Below are 19,436 nucleotides of genomic sequence, written 5' to 3'. Positions count from 1 at the left end.
GCGATCTCCGCGGCGAAAACCGGCGAGGAATCCAGCAACTCCACCGCCATCCCCACCCACTGCGCCCCCTGCCCCGGGAACACGAACACCGGCTTGGCGCCGGGCGCGGCGCGGCCCTCGACGACCACGGGCGACGGTTCGCCGACGGACAGGGCGGCCAGACCGGCCAGGAACTGCTCGCGGTCGGCCGCGGCGACGACACCGCGGTGTTCCAGGTGGGCCCGGGTGGTGGCCGCGGAGAAGCCGAGGTCGGCGAGGGACAGCTCGGGCCGCGCCAGGGCGTGCGCGCGGAGCCGGTCGGCCTGGGCGCGCATCGCGGCCGCGGAGCGGCCGGAGACCGTCACGGGGACGGCGGGCATCGGACGCGGCACGGCACCGTCGTCGGCCGGCTCCTCGGCCGGGGCCTCCTCCAGGATGATGTGCGCGTTGGTGCCGCTCACGCCGAACGACGACACCGCCGCACGGCGGGGCTTGTCCCCCGCGGGCCACGGCCGTGCCTCGGCCAGCAGCTCGATGTCACCCGCCTCCCAGTCGATGTGGGGGGAGGGCGCGTCCAGGTGCAGGGTCTGCGGCAGCATCCCGTGCCGCATCGCCATCACCATCTTGATGACGCCGGCCACGCCCGCGGCGAGGGAGGTGTGACCGATGTTCGACTTGATCGAGCCGAGCCACAGCGGGTCGCCGTCGCGTTCCCGGCCGTACGTCGCCAGCAGCGCGTGGGCCTCGATGGGGTCGCCCAGGACGGTGCCGGTGCCGTGGCCCTCGACCGCGTCCACATCGGCCGGGGACAGCCCGGCGTTGGCCAGTGCCTGGCGGATCACCCGCTCCTGGGAGGGGCCGTTGGGCGCGGTGAGGCCGTTGCTGGCGCCGTCCTGGTTGATCGCCGTACCGCGGATCAGGCCGAGGATGTTCCGCCCGTTGCGCTTGGCGTCGGACAGCCGCTCAAGGACCACCAGGCCCAGGCCGTCGGAGAAGCCGGTGCCGTTGGCGGAGGCCGCGTAGGCGCGGCAGCGGCCGTCCGGCGAGACGGCCTGCTGGCGGCTGAACTCGGCGAGCAGGAACGGGCCGGACATGATGGTCACGCCGCCGACGAGGGCCATGGAGCACTCGCCCGCGCGCAGGGCCTGGGCGGCCATGTGCAGGGCGACCGCGGAGGAGGAGCAGGCCGTGTCCACGGACACCGCCGGCCCCTCCAGGCCGAACACGTAGGAGATGCGGCCGGAGGACACGCTGGCCGCGCCGCCGGTGAGCTGGAAGCCCTCGATGTGCGGCAGGCTGCCCGCCGGCACCGTGCAGTAGTCGCTGGTGCCGACGCCGCAGAAGACGCCGGTGTTGCTGCCGCGCAGCGAGGTCGGGTCTATGCCGGCGTGTTCGAACGCCTCCCAGGACGCCTCCAGCAGCAGCCGCTGCTGCGGGTCCATGGCGAGGGCCTCACGCGGGCTGATGCCGAAGAACTCGGCGTCGAACTCGGCGATGCGGTCGAGGAATCCGCCGCCGCTGGTGGACACGGCGCCGGGCCGGCCCATGGTCGGGTCGTAGATGCGCTCCAGGTCCCAGCCGCGGTCGGCGGGCAGCCCGGTGATGGCGTCGCGCCCCGACGCGACGAGCTCCCAGAGCTCCTCGGGGGTGGTGACGCCGCCGGGGTAGCGGCAGCTCATGCCGACGATCGCCAGCGGTTCGCCGGCCTGGGCGAGCAGCCGCTTGTTGAGCTGGCGGAGCCTGTCGGTCTCCTTGAGGGACTTGCGGAGCGCCTCGATGAGCTGGTTCTGATCGGTGGCCATGTCTATTCCTTCATCTCCAGGCTCATTGCGGCGACGGCGTTCTCGGCCGGGGTCATGCGAGGTCCTCCTGGGCCATCCGGATCAGGGCTTCCGCGTCCATGTCGTCGAGCGACGCGGCGTCCCCGTCCTCGGTGGCCGCCTCCGGCGGGTCGTTGTCGGCCAGTTCGCGCAGGGTGTCGAGCAGCCCGGCCTTGCGCAGCCGGTCGATGGGGATCGACGCGAGCAGCGCGCGGATCTCGTCCTGCTCGGACCGCGGTGCGGCGGCGGAGTCGGGGACGATCTCCGGCAGCAGGTGGCGGGCGATGGCCGCCGGGCTGGGGTGGTCGAAGACGACGGTGGCGGGCAGGCGCACCCCGGTGGCCTGGGTGAGCCGGTTGCGCAGTTCGACCGCGCTGAGCGAGTCGAAGCCGAGCTCCTTGAACGCCCGCTCGGGGTCGACGGACGCGGCCGAGGCATGGCCGAGTACGGCCGCGACCTGGGCCTGGACCAGTTCGAGGACGATCCGCTCGCGGTCGGCCTCCGGTGCTCCGGCCAGCCGCTGGGCCAGCGCCGCGGCGCTCGCGTCGGCCGACGACCGGGCGGGGGCGCGGACGAGTCCGCGCAGCAGCGGCGGGAGCATCCCGGCCCGGGCCTGGGCCCGCAGCGCGGTCGTCTCCAGCAGGACCGGAGCGACCACGGCCGCGTCCACGTCCAGCGCCTGGTCGAACAGCGCCAATCCCGTCTCGGCGGTGAGGGCGCTCATGCCCATCCGCTCCAGACGTGCCAGCTCGGCCTCGTCCAACTGCGCCGCCATGCCGGTGGCTTCCGACCACAGGCCCCAGGCCAGGGAGGTCGCGGGCAGGCCCGCGGCCCGCCGGAGCCCCGCCAGCGCGTCGAGGGCGGCGTTGGCGGCGGCGTAGTTCGCCTGACCGGGGCTGCCCATCAGGGCCGCCACCGAGGAGAACAGCACGAACGCGGAGAGGTCGGCGTCCGCGGTCAGCTCGTGCAGGTGCCAGGCGGCGTCCACCTTGGGCCGCATGACCCGCTCGACCTGCTCGGGCGTCAGCGATGCGACGACACCGTCGTCCAGCACGCCCGCCGCGTGCACCACCGCGGTGACCGGACGTTCCACCGAGCCGAGCGCGGCGGCGAGCTGGTCGCGGTCCGCGACGTCGCACGCCACGACCCGGACCTCACAGCCCAGGGCCTTGAGCTCGGCGACCAGCTCGGCGGCGCCTTCGGCCTCCGGGCCGCGCCGGCTGAGCAGCAGCAGCTCGCGCACACCGCGGGTGGCGGCCAGGTGCCGGGCGAACAGCGCACCCAGACCACCCGTACCACCGGTGACCACCACGGTGCCCCCGGAACCCAGGGGTGCCGGGACGGTCAGCACGACCTTGCCGACGTTGAGGCCCTCGCGCAGGTGGCGCAGCGCCTCGCGGCCCTGCCGGACGTCCCACGTCCGGATCGGCGGGAACTCCAGCGCTCCCTGCCGGAACAGGGCCACGATGTCGGTGAGCAGTTCGCCCAGCCGCTGCGGTCCCGCCTCCCACAGGTCGAACGCGCGGTAGGCGACGCCCTCCCGCTCCGCCGCGATCGTCTCCGCGTCGCGGATGTCCGCCTTGCCCATCTCCACGAACCGGCCGCCGCGCGGCAGCAGGTCCAGGGAGGCGTCGACGAACTCGCCCGCCAGGGAGTTGAGCACCACGTCGACCCCGGCGCCTCCGGTGGCGGCCAGCAGCGTGTCCCGGAAGCCGGTCTCCCGCGAGGAGGCGATGTGGTCGGCCTCGACTCCGAGCGCCCGTACGGCGTCCCACTTGGCCGTGCTCGCCGTGGCGAACACCTCGGCGCCGAGGTGCCGTGCGATCTGCACGGCCGCCGTGCCCACACCGCCGGCGGCGGCGTGCACCAGGACCCGCTCCCCCGCGCGCAGCCCGGCCAGGTCCACCAGGCCGTAGTAGGCGGTCGCGTAGGCCACCGGCACGGACGCCGCCCGGGTGAACGACCAGCCGTCCGGTATCCGGGCGAGGAGGCCCTGATGGGCGACGGCCACCGGGCCGAAGGACTCCATCACGATGCCGAACACCCGGTCGCCGGGCGCGAAGCCGGTGACGTCCGCGCCGGTCTCCAGCACCACGCCGGCCGCCTCGGCGCCCAGGGGCACGTCGTCGGGGTACAGGCCGAGGGCTATCAGTACGTCGCGGAAGTTCACCCCCGCGGCACGGACCCCGATCCGCACTTCGCCGGCGCCGAGCGGGCGACGGGCGCCGGAGGGCGTGATCTCCACGTCCTCCAGGGAACCCTTGCGCGTGACGGACAGGTGCCACGCGTCGTCGGCGGGGGCGGCGGCGGTGGTCAGGCGGGGCGCGAACACCGCGTCGCCGCGCACGGCGACCTGCGGTTCGCCGGTGTCGAGGAGCGCGCCCCAGTCCGGGCCGTCGCCCTCGCTTCCGGAGCCGGGGCCGTCGCCGTCGAGGTCGACCAGGACGAAGCGGTCGGGGTGCTCGGACTGGGCGCTGCGCAGCAGGCCCCAGACCGCGGCCTGGGCGACGTCGGGCGTCTCGCCGTCCACGGCGACAGCGCGCCGGGTCACCACGACCAGCCGCGCCTCGCCCAGCCATTCGCTCGCCAGCCACCGCTGCACCAGGGACAGTGCCTCGGCGGCAGTGGTACGGGCCGCACCGGCCGTGTCCCCGGCCGGGGTGCCGACGGCGGCCAGCACCAGGTGCGGGGCCGGTCCGCCGTCGGCGAGCGACGTCTCCAGCGCGGCCAGGTCGGCGAACCGGTCGCCCGTGGCGGCCGGGCCGCCGAGGACCGCCACGCGGGCGGGCCGCGCCGCGCCGACCTCGACCGGGGCCCAGTCGAGCCGGTGGACCGACTGCCGGCCGCTGCGCCGCAGCCGCTCCAGCTGGGCCGGGTCGACCGGACGCATGTCCAGCCGCTCCAGGCTCAGCACCGGCTCGTTCTGCTCGCCGACGACGTCGAGACCGAAGGCGGTCTCGTCGACCCGGCGCATGCGGACGCGCACCCGGGACAGACCACGCCGGCCGGTGCGCACCCCGGACCAGGAGAACGGCAGGACGGCCGTGTCCCTCGGCCCGTCCTGGGGCAGGCCCGCGTGCAGGGAGGCGTCGAAGAGCGCCGGGTGGATGCCGAACGTCTCGCCGCCGGTGTCCCCGGGCAGGGCGACCTCGGCGTACGAGTCGCCATCGGCCTTCCACGCCGTACGCACGCCCTGGAACATCGGCCCGTAGTCGAAGCCGAGCTCGGCCATTCCCGCGTACAGCGCGTCCGCGGTGACCTCCACGGCGCCGGCGGGCGGCCACTGCGCGGGAACCCACGATGCCACGGGCGCGGTGTCCTCCGCGGCCAGCCATCCGCGGGCGTGGCAGGTCGCCACGGTCCGCTCGTCGTCCGCGGCCTCGGGACGGGCGTGGACCGTCACCTCGCGGCGGCCGTCCTCACCGGCCGCGCCGACCGTGACCCGCAGCTGCGCCGCGGCGCCTTCCTCCAGCAGGAGCGGTGCTTCCATGACCAGCTCGTCCACCACCGGCGCCCCGACCCGGCGGCCGACGGCCGACACCAGCTCGACCCAGGCCGTGCCGGGCACGATCACCGAGCCCAGGACGACGTGGTCGCGCACCCACGGCTGGCTGTCGGTGGAGAGGCGGCCGGTGAACACCCATTCGTCCCGGCCGCCGAGCTGCACGGCCGCGGCCATGAGGGGGTGCTCGACCCGGTCGAGCCCCGCCGCCGTGACGTCGCCGCCCTGAGCGGACGGCATCAGCCAGTAGTTCTCGCGCTGGAAGGCGTACGTCGGCAGGTCCACGCGCCGCGCGCCGGTCCCGGCGTAGTACGCCTCCCAGTCGACACCGGCGCCCGCGGTGTGGGCGCGGCCGAGGAAGCCGGCGAACGTCTCCCGCTCACCGCGCTTGGCGCGCAGGGCGGGCACGAACGCGGCCTCGGTGTCGTCCTCGACGCACTGCCGCGCCATCGCCGTCAGCACGGCGTCGGGGCCCAGCTCCAGGAACCGCCGGACGCCCAGCTCCCACAGCGTGCGCACCCCGTCGGCGAAACGCACCGCCTGACGGACGTGCCGCACCCAGTACTCCGCGTCGAAGGCGGTGATGGGCTCGCCGGACACGTTGGAGACGACCGGGATACGGGGCTCGGCATAGGTCAGCCGCTCGGCGACCGCGCGGAACTCCGCCAGCATCGGCTCCATGCGCGGCGAGTGGAAGGCGTGCGAGACGCGCAGCCGGGTCGTCTTGCGCCCCTCCCAGCGCGGGAGCCATTCCTCGACGGCGTCCTCGTCGCCGGATACGACGACCGCGAGCGGCCCATTGACGGCGGCGATGTCGAGGCGGCCTTCGAAACCGGCGAGGGACTCCGCGACCTCGGCCTCGTCGGCCTGGACGGCGACCATCGCACCACCGGCGGGCAGTGCACCCATCAACCGGCCACGCGCCACGACGAGTTCGGCGGCGTCGGCGAGCGTCAGCACACCGGTGACATGCGCGGCGGCGATCTCACCGACGGAGTGCCCGATCACGTAGTCGGCACGGATGCCCAGCGACTCCACGAGGCGGAACAGCGCCACCTCGACCGCGAACAGCGCCACCTGCGTGAACTCGGTCGAGTTCAGCACATCGCCGTCGTCGGCCAGCAGCTCCCGCAGGGAACGACCCAGCCGCGGATCAACCTCCGCACACACCTCGGTGAGCGCCCGCTCGAACACCGGGAACGCCTCGGCCAGCTCCAGGCCCATACCGGCCCGCTGAGACCCCTGACCGGTGAACAGGAACGCCGACTTTCCTCCGACACCCGCCTCCGCGGAGACCTCGGCCAGCCGCGCCAGGAGCTCGTCACGGTCGGCCGCGACCACCACGGCACGGCGGTCCAGCAGCGCGCGCGAGGTCACCAGCGAGTACGCCGTGTCGACCACGGACAACTCCGGCCGCGACAGCAGGTGCGACCGCAGACGGCCGGCCTGATCGCGGAGGGCCGCGTCGTTGCGTGCCGACACCACGACCGGCACCGGGCCCGCGGACACGACAGGCTCGACGGCCGCCGGCTCCTCGGCCGGGGCCTCCTCCACGATGATGTGCGCGTTGGTACCGCTCACGCCGAAGGACGAGATACCGGCACGGCGGGGACGGCCGTCGACCGCCCACTTCCGGGCCTCGGTCAGCAGCCGGACCTCGCCCGACTCCCAGTTCACGTGCGGGGACGGCTCGTCCACGTGCAGCGTCGGCGGCAGCATCCCGTGCCGCATCGCCATCACCATCTTGATCACACCCGCGACACCCGCCGCGGCCGACGTGTGACCGATGTTCGACTTGATCGACCCCAGCCACAGCGGGTCACCCTCGCGCTCACGGCCATACGTCGCCAGCAGCGCCTGCGCCTCGATCGGGTCACCCAGCTTGGTGCCCGTGCCGTGACCCTCGACCGCGTCGACATCGGACAGCCGCAGCCCGGCGTTCTCCAGCGCCCGCCGGATCACCCGCTCCTGCGAAGGACCGTTCGGCGCCGTCAGACCATTGCTCGCACCGTCCTGGTTGATCGCCGTACCGCGGATGAGGCCGAGGATGCGCCGCCCGTTGCGCCTGGCGTCGGACAGCCGCTCAAGCACCACCAGGCCCAGACCGTCGGCGAACCCGGTGCCGTCGGCGGACGCCGCGTACGCACGGCACCGGCCGTCCGTGGACAGGCCGCGCTGACGGCTGAACTCCCGCAGCATGAACGGCCCCGGCATCAGGGCCACACCACCGGCGAGCGCGAGGGAGCACTCGCCGGCCCGCAGCGCTTGCGCGGCCAGGTGCAGGGCGACGGCCGAGGAGGAGCAGGCGGTGTCCACCGACACCGCCGGGCCCTCCAGGCCGAACAGGTAGGAGATGCGGCCGGAGGACACGCTGGCCGAGCCGCCGGTCAGCTGGAAGCCCTCCACCTGCGGCAGGCTGCCTTCCGGGGCCACGCTGTAGTCGGTGACGCCGAGGCCGCAGTAGACGCCGGTGTCGCTCCCCCGCAGCGAGGTCGGGTCCATGCCGGCGTCCTCGAACGCCTCCCACGACGCCTCCAGCAGCAGCCGCTGCTGCGGGTCCATCGCCAGCGCCTCACGCGGGCTGATCCCGAAGAAGTCCGCGTCGAACTCGCCGATGCGCTCAAGGAATCCGCCACCGCGGGCGTAGACCTTCCCGGTCCGGTCGGGGTCCGGGTCGTACAGCCGCTCCAGGTCCCAGCCGCGGTCGGTGGGCAGCCCGGTGATGGCGTCGCGGCCCTCGGCCACGAGCTCCCACAGCTCCTCCGGCGAGGTGACCCCACCGGGGTAGCGGCAGCTCATGCCGACGATCGCGAGCGGTTCGGTCGCCCGGGACTCGACCTCTTCGAGCTGCGCCCTCGTCTCGTTCAGCTCGACCGCGACCTTTTTGAGATAGCGGACGAGCTTCTCCTGCTGATCGATGTTCTCCGTCATTCCCGTGTCCCCCGTCACTCTTCGCCCAACTCCACATCGATCATCTGGAAGATCTCTTCAGCGGTGGTTGCCGCCTCGATCCGCTCCCTGGCGTTCTGCTTCCTGTCGCCCTGGGCCCCGTCGCCGGCACCGGCACTGATGCCGGAGAGCAAGGTGCGCAGGCGCTTCGCCACCCGCTGCTGCTCCTCCGCGGAGCTCGCGGCGAGCATGTCCTCGAGCTTCCTCACCTCTTGGTCGATGAGGGGCTCGGCCGGTTCCCCGCCGCCGATCTCCGACAGCAGCAGGCCGGCGACCGCGGCCGGCGTGGGGTGGTCGAACACGAGCGTCGCGGGCAGGCGCACCCCGGTGGCCTGGGTGAGCCGGTTGCGCAGTTCGACCGCGCTGAGCGAGTCGAAGCCGAGCTCCTTGAACGCCCGCTCGGCCTCGACGGACGCGGCCGACGCGTGCCCGAGCACCGCGGCCACCTGGGCCTGCACCAGTTCGAGCACGATCCGCTCGCGGTCGGCCTCCGGCACCCCGGCCAACCGCTGCACCAGCGCGCCCGCGCCGGTGTCGGTCACCCGGGCCGGAATACGGACCAGTCCGCGCAGCAGCGGCGGGAGCATCCCCGCCCGGGCCTGGGCCCGCAGCGCGGTCGTCTCCAGCAGGACCGGAGCGACCACGGCCGCGTCCACGTCCAGCGCCTGGTCGAACAGCGCCAGACCCGTCTCGGCGGTGAGGGCGCTCATGCCCATCCGCTCCAGACGCGCCAGCTCGGCCTCGTCCAACTGCGCCGCCATGCCGGTGGCTTCCGACCACACACCCCAGGCCAGGGAGGTCGCGGGCAGGCCCGCGGCCCGCCGGGACCCCGCCAGCGCGTCGAGGGCGGCGTTCGCCGCCGCGTAGTTCGCCTGACCCGGGCTGCCCATCAGGGCCGCCACCGAGGAGAACAGCACGAACGCGGAGAGGTCGGCGTCCGCGGTCAGCTCGTGCAGGTGCCAGGCGGCGTCCACCTTGGGCCGCATGACCCGCTCGACCTGCTCGGGCGTCAGCGCCTCGACGACACCGTCGTCCAGCACGCCCGCCGCGTGCACCACCGCGGTGACCGGACGTTCCACCGAGCCGAGCGCGGCGGCGAGCTGGTCGCGGTCCGCGACGTCGCACGCCACGACCCGGACCTCACAACCCAGGGCCTTGAGCTCGGCGACCAGCTCGGCAGCGCCTTCGGCCTCCGGGCCGCGCCGGCTGAGCAGCAGCAGCTCGCGCACACCGCGGGTGGCGGCCAGGTGCCGGGCGAACAGCGCACCCAGACCACCCGTACCACCGGTGACCACCACGGTGCCCTCGGGATCGAACGCGGTCGCCGACTCACCGGCGGACGCCCGGGACAGCCTCGGCGCCAGCACGCGACCACCGCGCACCGCCAGCTGCGGCTCGTCGGTGTCGAGGAGCGCACCCCAGTCCGGCCCGTCGCCCGCGGAATCAAAGTCGGAGTCCAGGTCGACCAGGACGAACCGGCCCGGGTGCTCGGACTGCGCACTGCGCAGCAGACCCCAGACCGCCGCCTGCGCGACATCCGGCATCTCGTCGCCGTCCACGGCGACCGCCCCACGGGTGGTCACCACCAGCCGCGCCTCACCCAGCCACTCGCTCGCCAGCCACCGCTGCACCAACCCCAGCGCCTCGCCGGCAGCACTACGGGCCGCCCCGGCCGAGTCTCCTTGCGGGGTATCGACCGCGGCCAGCACCACCTCGGGGGCCTTCGCACCCCCGGCCAGGCTCTTCTCCAACTCGGCCGGATCACCGAGCACGGCGACCTCGGCGGGCCGGCTCGCGCCGACCGTCACCGCGGCCCAGTCCAGCCGGTAGACGGACTGCTGCCCGCCACGGCGCAGCCGCTCCAGCTGGGCCGGGTCGACCGGACGCATGTCCAGCCGGCCCAGGCTCAGCACCGGCTCGCCCTGCTCGGACACCGCGTCGACCCGCAGCGCCGCGTCACCACCCGAGGAAATCCGCACCCGGACCCGGGACAGACCCGACCGGCCCGCGCTCACCTTCGACCACGAGAACGGCAGGATCGTCGCCCCGCCATCGGAGCCCTTCTCCGCGAACGCACCATGGAGCGCGGCATCGAACAGCGCCGGGTGCATCCCGAAGCCCTCACCACCGGTGTCACCCGGCAGCGCCACCTCGGCGAACACCACGTCGTCCACACGCCACGCGGTGCGCACACCCTGGAAGACGGGCCCGTAGTCGAAGCCCAGCTCCGCCATCCCCGCGTACAGCGCGTCACCGGACATCTCCACACCACCCGCGGGCGGCCACTCCACCGGAGCCCACGACGACACCGCCGCCGCCTCTTCGGGAGCCAGCCAGCCCCGGGCGTGGCAGATGGTCTCGGCGTCCTCACCGGCTTCGGCGCGAGCGAAGATCACCACCTCGCGGCGGCCGTCCTCGCCGGCCGCGCCGACCGTGACCCGCAGCTGCGCCGCGGCACCCTCGTCCAGGAGGAGCGGTGCTTCCATGACCAGCTCGTCCACCACCGGTGCACCCACGCGGCGGCCGGCGGCCAACGCCAGCTCGACCCACGCCGTGCCCGGCACGATGAGCACGCCGAGGACGACGTGGTCGCGCACCCACGGCTGCGACTCGGTGGAGAGGCGACCGGTGAACACCCACTCGTCCCGGTCACCCATCTGCACCGCCGCCGCCAGCACCGGGTGCTCCACCCGGTCAAGGCCCGCCGCCGCGACATCGCCACTCTGCGACGACGGCATCAACCAGTAGTTCTCCCGCTGGAAGGCATACGTCGGCAGCTCCACGCGCCGCGCCCCCATCCCGGCGAACACCGCGTCCCAGTCCACACCGACACCCGCGGTGTGCGCCTGGCCCAGCGACAGCCAGAACCGGGCCAGGCCGCCCTCGCCCCGGCGCAGCGACCCGACCACGGCCACCCGGCCCGCCGCGCCCTGTGCCTCGACGACGTCCTCGACCGCCATGGTCAGCACCGGGTGGGGGGACATCTCCAGGAAGCACCCGGTCCCGTTGTCGACGAGCGCGCGGATGGCGGGTTCGAAGCCGACCTGTCCGCGCAGGTTCCGGTACCAGTACCCGGCGTCCATCGTCGCGGAGTCGATGAATCCACCGACCGCCGTGGAGTACACGGGGACCTTCCCCGCCCGCGGCGCCACCGGGGACAGGACCTCCAGGAGCTCCGCCTCCAACGCCTCGACGTGAGCGGTGTGGGAGGCGTAGTCGACGTTGACCCGCCGTGCCCGCACCCCCTCGCGCTCGCACGCCGCCAGGATCTCGTCCAGCGCACCCGGCTCACCGGCCACCACCACCGCCGCCGGGCCGTTCACCGCCGCCACCGACACCCGCCCCGCGTACGGAGCGAGCAACTCCTCCACCCGCTCGACCGGCAGCGCGACCGACATCATCCCGCCCAGACCCGCCAGGCGCTCCCGCACCAACTGACTGCGCAACGCCACGATCCGCGCCGCGTCCCGCAGCGACAACGCACCCGCCACATACGCCGCCGCGATCTCACCCTGCGAGTGACCCACCACCGCCGACGGCTCCACACCGTACGAACGCCACAACGCCGCAAGGCTCACCATCACCGCGAACAACGCCGGCTGCACCACATCGACCCGCTCCAGGGACGGCGCACCCGCCGCGTCCCGCAGCACATCCTCCAGACTCCAGTCCACGAACTCCGCCAGCGCCTCACCACACGCGGCGATCTCCGCGGCGAAAACCGGCGAGGAATCCAGCAACTCCACCGCCATCCCCACCCACTGCGCCCCCTGCCCCGGGAACACGAACACCGGCTTCAGGTTCGAGCCGATGGCCTGGCCTTCCACGACGTGCACCGCCGGGGCACCCGAGGCGAGTGCGTCCAGGCCGGCCAGCAGTTCCGCCCGGTCCGCGGCCACGACAGCCGCGCGCCGCTCCAGCACCGCGCGGGTGGTGACCGACGAGAAGCCGATGTCCGCCACGGACACGTCCGCGTCGGCGGCCATGCGCTCCCGCAACTGCCGCGCCTGGTCGCGGAGGGCCGCGTCGTTGCGTGCCGACACCACGACCGGCACCGGGCCCGCAAACAGGGCAGGCTCGACGGCCGCCGGCTCCTCGGCCGGGGCCTCCTCCACGATGATGTGCGCGTTGGTACCGCTCACGCCGAAGGACGAGATACCGGCACGGCGGGGACGGCCGTCGACCTGCCATTCACGGGCCTCGGTCAGCAGCCGGACCTCGCCCGACTCCCAGTCCACATGCGGAGAAGGCTCGTCCACGTGCAGCGTCGGCGGCAGCATCCCGTGCCGCATCGCCATCACCATCTTGATCACACCCGCGACACCCGCCGCGGCCGACGTGTGACCGATGTTCGACTTGATCGACCCCAGCCACAGCGGGTCACCGGCACGCTCACGCCCGTACGTCGCCAGCAGCGCCTGCGCCTCGATCGGGTCACCCAGCTTGGTGCCCGTGCCGTGACCCTCGACCGCGTCCACCTCGGCCGGGGACAGCCCGGCGTTGGCGAGGGCCTGGCGGATCACCCGCTCCTGCGAAGGACCGTTCGGCGCGGTGATGCCGTTGCTGGCACCGTCCTGGTTGATGGCGCTGCCGCGCAGCACCGCCAGCACCTTGTGGCCGTTGCGCTGCGCGTCGGACAGGCGCTCCACCACGAGCACGCCGACACCGTCCGAGAACCCGGTGCCGTCGGCGGACGCCGCGTAGGCGCGGCAGCGCCCGTCCGGCGAGAGGCCGCGCTGACGGCTGAACTCCGTGAGCAGGAAGGGCCCGGACATGATGGTCACACCGCCGATGAGCGCCATCTCGCACTCACCCGCCCGCAGGGCCTGGGACGCGAAGTGCAGGGCGACCGCGGAGGAGGAGCAGGCCGTGTCCACGGACACCGCCGGCCCCTCCAGCCCGAGGATGTAGGCGATGCGTCCGGACACGACGCTCGTGCTGGAGCCCGTGAGGCGGAAGCCCTCGACCTGGGACTGCGAGCCGCTGACGCCGTAGTCGGAGGAGCTGACGCCGCAGAAGACACCGATGTTGCTCCCCTTGAGGGAGGTCGGGGCGATCCCGGCGTGCTCGAACGCCTGCCATGACGCCTCCAGCAGCAGCCGCTGCTGCGGGTCCATCGCGGTGGCCTCCCGCGGGCTGATCCCGAAGAAGTCGGCGTCGAAGAGACCGGCGCCGTCGACGAAACCGCCGCCGCGCGTGTAGACCGTCCCGAGCTGGTCGGGGTCCGGGTCGTACAGCCGCTCCAGGTCCCAGCCGCGGTCGGTCGGGAACGGGCCGATCGCGTCCCGGCCGGACGCCACCAGCTCCCACAACTGCTCGGGCGAGGTCACCCCACCCGGGTAGCGGCAGCTCATGCCCACGATCGCCAGGGGCTCGCCCGCGTCTGCCTGTCGGGTCCGCGCCACGCCCCGGCCGCCGGTCGCGACCTCGGCACCCGTGCCCGCACCCGTACCCGCTGCCACCTGCGACAGCACGAAGCGTGCCACGGCCGCCGGAGACGGGTGGTCGAACACGAGGGTGGCGGGCAGGCGCACCCCGGTGGTCCGGGTGAGCCGGTTGCGCAGTTCGACCGCGCTGAGCGAGTCGAAGCCGAGCTCCTTGAACGCGCGGTCCGGGTCGACGGAGGCACCCGACGCGTGCCCGAGCACGGACGCCACCTGGGCCTGGACCAGTTCGAGCACGATCCGCTCGCGGTCGGCCTCCGGCACCCCGGCCAACCGCTGGGCCAGCGCACCCGAGCTCGCCTCGGCCCGGGCGGGGGTCCGCACCAGTCCGCGCAGCAGCGCAGGCAGGGTGCCGGCCCGCGCCTGGGCGCGGAGCGCGGCGGTGTCCAGCTGTGCGGGGACCACGACCGCCGCGTCCACGTCCAAGGACTGGTCGAACAGCGCCAGACCCGTCTCGGCGGTGAGGGCGCTCATGCCCATCCGCTCCAGACGCGCCAGCTCGGCCGCGTCCAGCCGCGCGCCCATGCCCGTGCCGTGCGACCAGACGCCCCATGCCAGGGAGGTCGCGGGCAGGCCCCCTGCCCGCCGGGACGCGGCGAGCGCGTCGAGGGCGGCGTTGGCGGCGGCGTAGTTCGCCTGTCCGGGGTTGCCCATCAGGGCCGCCATGGAGGAGAACAGCACGAACGCGGAGAGGTCGGCGTCCGCGGTCAGCTCGTGCAGGTGCCAGGCCGCGTCCAGCTTGGGCCGCATGACCTGCTCGATGCGCTCGGGCGTCAGCGCCTCGACGAGGCTGTCGTCGAGGACGCCCGCCGTGTGCACGACCGCGGTCAGCGGGTGCTCCAGGCCGGCGATCACCGAGGCCAGTCGGTCGCGGTCCGCGACGTCGCACGCCACGACCCGGACCTCACAACCCAGGGCCTTGAGCTCGGCGACCAGCTCGGCAGCGCCTTCCGCCTGCGGGCCGCGGCGGCTGAGCAGCAGCAGATGCCGCACGCCGCGGGTGGCGGCCAGGTGCCGGGCGAACAGCGCACCCAGACCACCCGTACCACCGGTGACCAGAACGGTGCCCTCGGGATCGAACGCGGTCGCCGACTCACCGGCGGACGCCCGGGACAGCCTCGGCGCCAGCACGCGACCACCGCGCACCGCGAGCTGCGGCTCGTCGGTGTCGAGGAGCGCACCCCAGTCCGGCCCGTCGCCCGCGGAATCAAAGTCGGAGTCCAGGTCGACCAGGACGAACCGGCCCGGGTGCTCGGACTGCGCACTGCGCAGCAGGCCCCAGACCGCCGCCTGCGCGACATCCGGCGTCTCGTCGCCGTCCACGGCGACCGCCCCACGGGTGGTCACCACCAGCCGCGCCTCACCCAGCCACTCGCTCGCCAGCCACCGCTGCACCAACCCCAGCGCCTCGCCGGCAGCACTACGGGCCGCCCCGGCCGCATCCTCCTCCGGGGCACCGACGGCAGCCAGCACCACCTCGGGCATCGGACGGCCGTCAGCCACAGCACGCTCCAGCTCCGCCAGATCACCGAGCACGGCGACCTCGGCGGGCCGGCTCGCGCCGACCGTCACCGCGGCCCAGTCCAGCCGGTAGACGGACTGCTGCCCGCCACGGCGCAGCCGCTCCAGCTGGGCCGGGTCGACCGGACGCATGTCCAGCCGGCCCAGGCTCAGCACCGGCTCGCCCTGCTCGGACACCACGTCCACCCGCAGCGCCGCGTCACCGGCGGGCGCGATCCGCACCCGGACCCGGGACAGACCCGACCGGCCCGCGCTCACCTTCGACCACGAGAACGGCAGGATCGTCGCTCCGCCATCGGAGCCCTTCTCCGCGAACGCACCATGGAGCGCGGCATCGAACAGCGCCGGGTGCATCCCGAAGCCCTCACCACCGGTGTCACCCGGCAGCGCCACCTCGGCGAACACCACGTCGTCCACACGCCACGCGGTGCGCACACCCTGGAAGACGGGCCCGTAGTCGAAGCCCAGCTCCGCCATCCCCGCGTACAGCGCATCACCGGACATCTCCACACCACCCGCGGGCGGCCACTCCACCGGAGCCCACGACGACACCGCCGCCGCTTCCTCCGTGGCCAGCCATCCGCGCGCATGGCACGTCATCCCGGTGTCGTCGCCGGCTTCGGCGCGAGCGAAGATCACCACCTCGCGGCGGCCGTCCTCACCCGCACCACCCACGGAGACCCGCAACTGGGCGCTCGTCGCCTCGTCCAGCAGGAGCGGCGCTTCCATGACCAGCTCGTCCACCACCGGAGCACCCACACGGCGGCCGGCGGCCAACGCCAGCTCGACCCACGCCGTGCCCGGCACGATCACCGAGCCCAGGACGACGTGGTCGCGCACCCACGGCTGCGACTCGGTGGAGAGGCGACCGGTGAACACCCACTCGTCCCGGTCACCCATCTGCACCGCCGCCGCCAGCACCGGGTGCTCCACCCGGTCAAGGCCCGCCGCCGCGACATCGCCACTCTGCGACGACGGCATCAACCAGTAGTTCTCCCGCTGGAAGGCATACGTCGGCAGCTCCACGCGCCGCGCGCCGGTCCCGGCGTAGTACGCCTCCCAGTCGACACCGGCGCCCGCGGTGTGGGCGCGGCCGAGGAAGCCGGCGAACGTCTCCCGCTCACCGCGCTTGGCCCGCAGGGCGGGCACGAACGCGGCCTCGGTGTCGTCCTCCACGCACTGCCGCGCCATCGCCGTCAGCACAGCGTCGGAGCCCAGCTCCAGGAACCGCCGGACGCCCAGCTCCCACAGCGTGCGCACACCGTCGGCGAAACGCACCGCCTGACGGACGTGCCGCACCCAGTACTCCGCGTCGAACGCCGACACAACCTCGCCCGACACGTTCGACACGACCGGGATACGCGGCTCGGCATAGGTCAACCGCTCCGCGACCGCGCGGAACTCCGCCAGCATCGGCTCCATACGCGGCGAATGGAACGCATGCGACACCCGCAGCCGGGACGTCTTACGCCCCTCCCAGCGCGGCAGCCACTCCTCCACCGCGTCCTCGTCACCGGACACCACCACAGCCAGCGGCCCATTGACGGCCGCGATCTCCAGACGGCCCTCGAAACCGGCCAGGGACTCCGCGACCTCAGCCTCAGCAGCCTGGACGGCGACCATCGCACCACCGGCGGGCAGCGCACCCATCAACCGGCCACGCGCCACGACGAGTTCGGCGGCGTCGGCGAGCGTCAGCACACCGGTGACATGCGCGGCGGCGATCTCACCGACGGAGTGCCCGATCACGTAGTCGGCACGGATGCCCAGCGACTCCACGAGGCGGAACAGCGCCACCTCGACCGCGAACAGCGCCACCTGCGTGAACTCGGTCGAGTTCAGCACATCGCCGTCGTCAGCCAGCAACTCCCGCAGGGAACGGCCCAGCCGCGGATCAACCTCCGCACACACCTCCGCCAGCGCCTGCTCGAACACCGGGAACGCCTCGGCCAGCTCCAGGCCCATACCGGCCCGCTGAGACCCCTGCCCCGTGAACAGGAACGCCGACTTGCCCGCAACAGCGGACTCACCCACCACGTCGGCCAGCCGCGCCAGCAGCTCGTCCCGGTCCGCCGCGACCACCACAGCACGACGATCCAGCAGCGCACGCGACGTCACCGACGAGAAGGCGACGTCCGCGACCGACGCGTCCGCATCGGCGGCCACCCGCTCCCGCAGCCGCTCCGCCTGCGCCCGCAGCGCCGCGTCCGTCCGCGCGGACAGCACCACCGGCACCGGGCCCGCGGACACGACAGGCTCGACCGCCACCGGCTCCTCTGCCGGAGCCTCCTCCACAATGATGTGCGCGTTCGTACCACTGACACCGAACGACGACACACCCGCACGACGCGGACGACCCTCGACCTGCCATTCACGGGCCTCGGTCAGCAGCCGGACCTCGCCCGACTCCCAGTCCACATGCGGAGAAGGCTCGTCCACGTGCAGCGTCGGCGGCAGCATCCCGTGCCGCATCGCCATCACCATCTTGATCACACCCGCGACACCCGCCGCGGCCGACGTGTGACCGATGTTCGACTTGATCGACCCCAGCCACAGCGGGTCACCCTCGCGCTCACGCCCGTACGTCGCCAGCAGCGCCTGCGCCTCGATCGGGTCACCCAGCTTCGTACCCGTGCCGTGACCCTCGACCGCGTCCACCTCCACCGGGGACAGGCCGGCCGAAGCCAACGCCTGCCGGATCACCCGCTCCTGCGAAGGACCGTTCGGCGCCGTCAGACCATTGCTCGCACCGTCCTGATTCACCGCGCTGCCACGGATCAGACCCAGGATCCGGTGCCCCTTGCGCCGGGCGTCCGACAGACGCTCCACCACCAGCACACCGACACCGTCCGAGAACCCGGTGCCGTCCGCCGACGCCGCATACGCCTTGCACCGCCCGTCCGGCGACACAGCCCGCTGGCGGCTGAACTCGGTCAGGAGGTAGGGGCCGGCCAGCAGGGTCACGCCGCCCACGAGCGCGAGCGAGCACTCGCCCGCGCGCAGGGCCTGGGACGCCAGGTGCAGGGCGACGGCGGAGGAGGAGCAGGCCGTGTCCACGGACAGTGCCGGGCCTTCCAGGCCCAGTGTGTAGGCGATGCGGCCGGACACGACGCTCGTCGTGGTGCCGGTCAGGCGGTAGCCCTCCAGCTCAGCGGAGGCCATGCCGCCGTAGTCGGTGGTCACGACGCCGGCGAACACGCCGGTGTCGCTGCCGCGCAGCGTCGTCGGGTCGATGCCCGCGTGCTCGAACGCCTCCCACGACGCCTCCAGCAGCAGCCGCTGCTGCGGGTCCATCGCCAGCGCCTCACGCGGGCTGATCCCGAAGAAGTCCGCGTCGAACTCGCCGATGCGGTCGAGGAACGCACCGCCACGGGTGTTGATCTTCCCGGGCTGGTCCGGGTCGGGGTCGTAGATGTCGGGGTCCCAGCCGCGGTCGGTGGGCAGGCCGCCCACCGCGTCGCGGCCCGCGGCCACGAGCTCCCACAGCTCCTCCGGCGAGGTGACCCCACCGGGGTAGCGGCAGCTCATGCCGACGATCGCCAACGGTTCGTCCGCCGTGGCCCGCTTCGGCCGCACCGCGGGCTTCGGTGCCTCCGCGCCGCCGGCGAAGTCGGCGAGCAGGAGGCGCGCCACGGCGGCCGGGGTGGGGTGGTCGAAGATCAGCGTGGCGGGCAGACGGACACCGGTGCTCTGGGTGAGCCGGTTGCGCAGTTCGACCGCGCTCAGCGAGTCGAAGCCGAGCTCCTTGAAGGCGCGGTCGGTGTCGATCGCCGCGGAAGAGGTGTGCCCGAGGACGGACGCGACCTGCTCCCGCACCACGTCCAGGACGATCCGCTCCCGGTCGGCCTCGGCGACGCCCGCGAGGCGCTGCGCGAGTGAGCCGCCGGTCTCGGCGCGCCGGGCGGGCACGGGCGCCAGGCCGCGCAGCAGCGCGGGCAGCAGACCGGCCCTGGCCTGCGCGCGCAGCGCGGCCGGGTCGAGCTGGACGGGCGCCAGGAGCGCCGTGCCGGTGCCGAGCGCCAGGTCGAACAGTTCGAGCCCGCGCTGCTGGGAGAGCGCGCCCATGCCGGTGCGCTCCAGACGGGCGAGGTCGGCCTCGCCGAGCTCACCGGTCATCCCGCCGACGTCGCCCCACAGGCCCCAGGCCAGGGAGGTGGCGGGCAGACCGGCGGCCCGGCGGGACGCGGCAAGCGCGTCCAACGCAGCATTCGCCGCCGCGTA

3 protein-coding genes are annotated in these 19,436 nt (G+C 73.7%); all 3 read right to left on the bottom strand.

Annotation, left to right across the window (positions count from 1 at the left end):
• Positions 1-1,787 (bottom strand): type I polyketide synthase (locus tag ACIA79_RS33205; RefSeq protein ID WP_399432150.1); only part of this gene is annotated, 1,787 nt, incomplete at its 3' end.
• Between the two features lie 46 nt (positions 1,788-1,833).
• Positions 1,834-8,232 carry a type I polyketide synthase gene (locus tag ACIA79_RS33200; protein WP_399432149.1) on the bottom strand — a complete coding sequence of 2,133 codons (6,399 nt, stop codon included), beginning with the start codon at positions 8,230-8,232 and terminating at the stop codon, positions 1,834-1,836.
• 14 nt (positions 8,233-8,246) lie between these two features.
• Positions 8,247-19,436: SDR family NAD(P)-dependent oxidoreductase (locus ACIA79_RS33195; protein WP_399432148.1), on the bottom strand; the 11,190-nt coding region annotated here is incomplete at its 5' end.

The sequence above is a fragment of the Streptomyces sp. NPDC051310 genome, from assembly GCF_044455245.1.
Taxonomy (GTDB): Bacteria; Actinomycetota; Actinomycetes; order Streptomycetales; family Streptomycetaceae; genus Streptomyces.
This window is presented reverse-complemented; position numbering and strand designations above follow the sequence as displayed.